The sequence below is a fragment of the Pontibacterium sp. genome (assembly GCF_041587635.1).
Taxonomy (GTDB): Bacteria; Pseudomonadota; Gammaproteobacteria; order Pseudomonadales; family Balneatricaceae; genus Pontibacterium.
In genome coordinates this window covers 1-4,079 of record NZ_JBFGYC010000378.1, presented here as the reverse complement: position 1 = coordinate 4,079, position 4,079 = coordinate 1, and the positions used below count along the sequence as shown (strand labels likewise).

Genomic DNA, 4,079 nt, shown 5'->3' with positions numbered 1-4,079 from the left:
GAATGCGCTGATTGATGGGTATGGAAAGGATGAAGCCCTTAAATGGTGTATAAAACCCGTAATTAACAGAGTTAATGAGCATCAAGCTGCAGTAGCTTGTGACGGAAGTGAAAGCAAAATTTTGTTTATGTATGTGTCTGATCGTATGAAAGATGAAATCAGCAGAAACCAAGCTTTTGATTTCATCATAAATGAATTGAAGTTGGAGGTTGTGAATAATAGTAAAGCGACACTATATTTCTCTTCTATCCCTGATGATGTTGGAGTCACGGTCCACAAATTTGATTTGCAAGTAGGTGTTAGAGCCTTCTAAATAAGGCATTTCCAGTGTCCGCTCTGTGCCGTAAGTAGATATCTCCTAACATTAGAATTCATCGTCTACTGCAGATTCAAAATATAAAAAGCCGACCAATCCCTAAATGATAACCGGCTTATCTTTACTAGGCGGATTCGTCACTCCACCCACTGAATCCCCGGTTCACCATACCAGTAGCCATTGCATTGGTCCTGACTGATTATGTGGATAGTCTCTGAGATCGATTCCCCTTGCAGGCGTGCCGCAAAGCGCTCGATCACCTCTCCTAATCCTTCACGCTGCGGGCTGACACGTACTTTATTGACGCCTATCGCCTGCATCCGATCCAGCTCGTGTTCCAGGTTATAGTGCTCAGCCGACAAGGTCTGGATACCGTTCATGGTGAATAGCGCCTTACCTTCCTGTGAGCGCATCATCAAACCATCCGGATATTCGATACAGCAGAACTCGCAGTTGTCCTTGGGCACATTGCGATAACGAGCCGTAAAGCAGCGCGCCGCATATGCCAGCGGTAAACAGCCGTAGGCAAACACTTCGGTTTCCAGGTCAGGCATCGAACCATCCTGTTCTGCCTGATGCAGCAGTGTGGTCAGGGTCTCAGCTCCCAGTTCCACAGGCATGACCCAACGTCGCATACCACTTTGATAGAGTCGTTTCAGCACCTGGACATTGTAGATATTAATCGAAGGTCCGGTGATGAACGGCACGCCCTGCTGACTCAACATCTGCACGGCGGCCATATCATTGGCTTCCACCTGATAATCACCGTTGTTGCAGATTCTGCGCAGCGCTTTGAGCTCCGATTCGGCTTCAAGTAACGCAAGCCCCGATAGTACGACTTGTTTGCCACATTCCTGCAGCTCCCGCGCCAAGCCCAGCCAGTCATCCAGTTTAAGCTGGCGACGTTTAGAACAGACAGTTTCCCCCAGATAGATGGTATCAACCGGCGATTCAGCCATTTCAGCGTAGAAGTTAAAAACGTCCTGCTTTGGCCAGAAATACAGCATTGGCCCCAGTGTCAGTTGCATCTGATTATCCATGAGCCGTCTCCTACTGCCAGCTGCGGTGGTATGCACCGATGGTGGTGGTTGAACCTTCGGAAAGATCGGTCAGCCCTTTGTTCCACTCAGGCTGCACTGAATACGCGCCCGACGCTTTGGCGCGATCCAAAGCGCTGCGCCAAATGCTGACAACTTGTGCCACATAGGCAGGACTGCGCTGGCGACCCTCGATTTTGACCGCACTGATGCCGATCGATTCCAGCTCTGGAATGAGATCAAGGGTGTTAAGACTGGTGGGTTCTTCCATCGCGTGGTAAATGTTCCCCTCCACATCAAAGCGTCCCTTACACAGCGTAGGGTATCCAGCCTTTTCACCTTCACCATACCGGTCAATCAACACTTCATTCAGGCGAGACTCCAATCCCTGGTCCGTTTCTTCCCAACGTACCGCTTTAGCGGGAGAACAGGCACCACGGGTATTAGGGGATTCGTCGGTCAGGTAGGAGGACAGATAACAGCGCCCTTCCACCATGATGCAGAGGCTACCGAAGGCAAACACCTCAAGTTCTACCGGGCTGTGTTTGGAAAGGTGCTCGACCTGGGCCAGCGAAAGCACACGCGGCAACACCGCACGCTTAATATTAAATTGCTGCTGGTAGTAACTTAGCGCTTCGTAGTTGGTAGCAGAGCCTTGCACAGACAGGTGCAGGTTAAGATCAGGATGACGATCGGCGGCATAGCCCAGCACCCCCATATCCGCGGCGATGAGTGCATTCACCCCCAGATCAGCGGCCATATCCACGGCTTGCTGCCAGATCTTCCAGCCCTGAGGCTGAGGATAGGTATTGATTGCACACAGCACTTTGACACCACGGCTGCGGGCATATTCGATCCCTTTCTCGGCTTTGCGCCGGTCAAAGTTCAGACCAGCAAAGTGACGAGCATTGGTTGCGTCCCTGAACCCGAAATAAACTGCGTCGGCACCATTATCAACCGCCGCTTTTAACGCAGGAAAACTGCCTGCCGGACAGACCAGCTCCATCACTACCTCCAGTAAAATCGGATAACAGTGCGGCAGCGTATCAATGCAGTCAGGATAAATACTTGATGGGTATCAAGCGGTCAAAATCAGTGGGAAAGGTCAAACGTCGAGGGATACTTATCGTTCTCGCAGCGGCTGTAACAGCGATTCCAGACCGTTGATTCGGATTTCCAGCAACAACCCCAATAACAGGCCTAACTCCCCTTTCGGAAAGCCTTCACGCGCAAACCACAGCAGATACGATTCAGGCAGATCCATCAAAACCCGCCCCTGATATTTACCAAACGGCATCTTCATGCGGGCCATTTTTTTTAACATCTGCGGATTCAGATCCATATCGTGACTCTATCTCTGCTGAACTCATTAAGCTGAATTTTGAGGGGGATTTTCAGGGACGACATGCGGCCCCTGAAACAACAATATATCGCTATCCAGCTGCTGTTCCAGCCAATCCACAAACACCCGAATGCGCGCCAGATTACGCTTTTCCGGATGCATTAACAACCAGAGTGCACGCAGCGGAAACGCCTTAGTTAACGCGACTAACTCGCTCACAGGTTCCGCCATATAACAGGGTAAACACGCGACACCTAACCCGTTGCTGGCGGCAGTCAGCATCGCGGGGCCGACATTACAGAACAGCTTCGCGTGCACATCCGGATAATACTGTTGCTGCCAGAGTGCTTCCGGCAAGTTGTGATAGCGGTCTTCAAACAAAACCCATGGCAGATCAGCAATCTTCTGGCTGTGCTCCACCAGCGTTTTGTGGCCATACACGGCATAGTTCAGCTCAGTCATGCGACGGGTTACGATGCTGCTCTGATCCGGACGTCCCATACGCAGCGCCAGATCGGCCTCATGCCGCCCTAAATCCAGCTGACTGCTATCGGCAATAATTTCCAGCTCTATATCAGGATAACGCTCATAGAAATCCGGTAAGCGCTGCAACAGGTAACTGTTGATAAAGGTATGGACCGAGGTGATGCGTACCCGCCCACTCAGGTCTTCATCCTGCCCCAGCAGATCACTCTGCAGACGACCGATCTCCAGTTCCACCTGCTCTGCGCGCATCAATACCTGCTGCAGGGCATCGGTTGGCAAGTAGCGATTATCGATGCGCTGAAACAGCTGAGCGCCTAGTGCGCTCTCCAACGCTTTAAGCCGGCGCGAGACCGTGGTCATATCGACACCGGTTTCTTTTGCGACGGCGCTCAACGTCCCTAACCGACTGAGGGCTAACAGGTACTTAAGATCATTCCAGTTCATTTGCGTCTCAGATTTACACGTTTAGCGAAAACAAAACTGCAATATTGCATACCAAAACTGCACTTATATGCATTTTAACTGCATTTTTACAGATCTACACTGGAATCATTCCAATAACATGACGCCGCCATTCAGCGATTGAGGTCCACCCATGATCACCTTATACACTCACATTATGTCGCCCTGTGCACAAAAGGTGCGCATTGTTCTGGCAGAAAAGGACCTGCCCTGGACCGCTCACCCTATCGATCTGCCAAACAAAGAAAACCTGCAGAGCTGGTATCTGGCCCTCAACCCTCTGGGTGTTGTACCAACACTGGTGCATAACGATCAGCCGGTCATTGAATCTTCTGTGATCATATGCTTATTGTTGTGGATTATCAAACGAATCGTTTTACTTCATGAGAAATTTAGAAGTGCAGACCCAAATTCAAAAAAATTATCAGAACTAGAT

Annotated in this window: 6 protein-coding genes; 2 read left to right on the top strand and 4 right to left on the bottom strand. The window is 50.3% G+C overall.

Translation table 11 applies throughout. From position 1 onward, the window contains the following. The coding region (locus tag ABYW01_RS15865; protein ID WP_372834513.1) for a hypothetical protein at positions 1–313 on the top strand (313 nt) is incomplete at its 5' end. A gap of 140 nt (positions 314–453) precedes the next feature. On the opposite strand, the gene ABYW01_RS15860 is transcribed toward ABYW01_RS15865, so the two are convergent. The 4 genes from ABYW01_RS15860 to ABYW01_RS15845 form a co-directional block, all read right to left on the bottom strand. Then, positions 454–1,356, bottom strand: coding sequence for a U32 family peptidase (locus tag ABYW01_RS15860; protein ID WP_372834510.1), 903 nt, complete (start codon positions 1,354–1,356; stop codon positions 454–456). Between the two features lie 10 nt (positions 1,357–1,366). After that, a complete protein-coding gene (locus ABYW01_RS15855) occupies positions 1,367–2,359 on the bottom strand; it encodes a peptidase U32 family protein (protein ID WP_372834507.1) in 993 nt (330 codons plus the stop codon). Between the two features lie 117 nt (positions 2,360–2,476). Continuing rightward, positions 2,477–2,695 (bottom strand): DUF3820 family protein, encoded by a 219-nt coding sequence (locus ABYW01_RS15850; RefSeq protein ID WP_193955022.1) that lies wholly within the window; start codon positions 2,693–2,695, stop codon positions 2,477–2,479. A gap of 27 nt (positions 2,696–2,722) precedes the next feature. Continuing rightward, positions 2,723–3,625, bottom strand: coding sequence for a LysR family transcriptional regulator (locus tag ABYW01_RS15845; protein ID WP_372834502.1), 903 nt, complete (start codon positions 3,623–3,625; stop codon positions 2,723–2,725). 151 nt (positions 3,626–3,776) lie between these two features. On the opposite strand from ABYW01_RS15845, the gene ABYW01_RS15840 reads away from it, so the two are divergent. Further along, positions 3,777–4,079, top strand: a 303-nt coding sequence (locus tag ABYW01_RS15840; protein ID WP_372834499.1) for a glutathione S-transferase family protein, incomplete at its 3' end; no start/stop codon positions are given.

Excerpts from the sequence above, each read along its gene's own strand:
- ABYW01_RS15860 (WP_372834510.1), bottom strand. The coding sequence starts at position 1,356 with ATGGATAATCAGATGCAACTGACACTGGGGCCAATGCTGTATTTCTGG.
- ABYW01_RS15855 (WP_372834507.1), bottom strand. The coding sequence starts at position 2,359 with ATGGAGCTGGTCTGTCCGGCAGGCAGTTTTCCTGCGTTAAAAGCGGCG.
- ABYW01_RS15850 (WP_193955022.1), bottom strand. The coding sequence starts at position 2,695 with ATGGATCTGAATCCGCAGATGTTAAAAAAAATGGCCCGCATGAAGATG.
- ABYW01_RS15845 (WP_372834502.1), bottom strand. The coding sequence starts at position 3,625 with ATGAACTGGAATGATCTTAAGTACCTGTTAGCCCTCAGTCGGTTAGGG.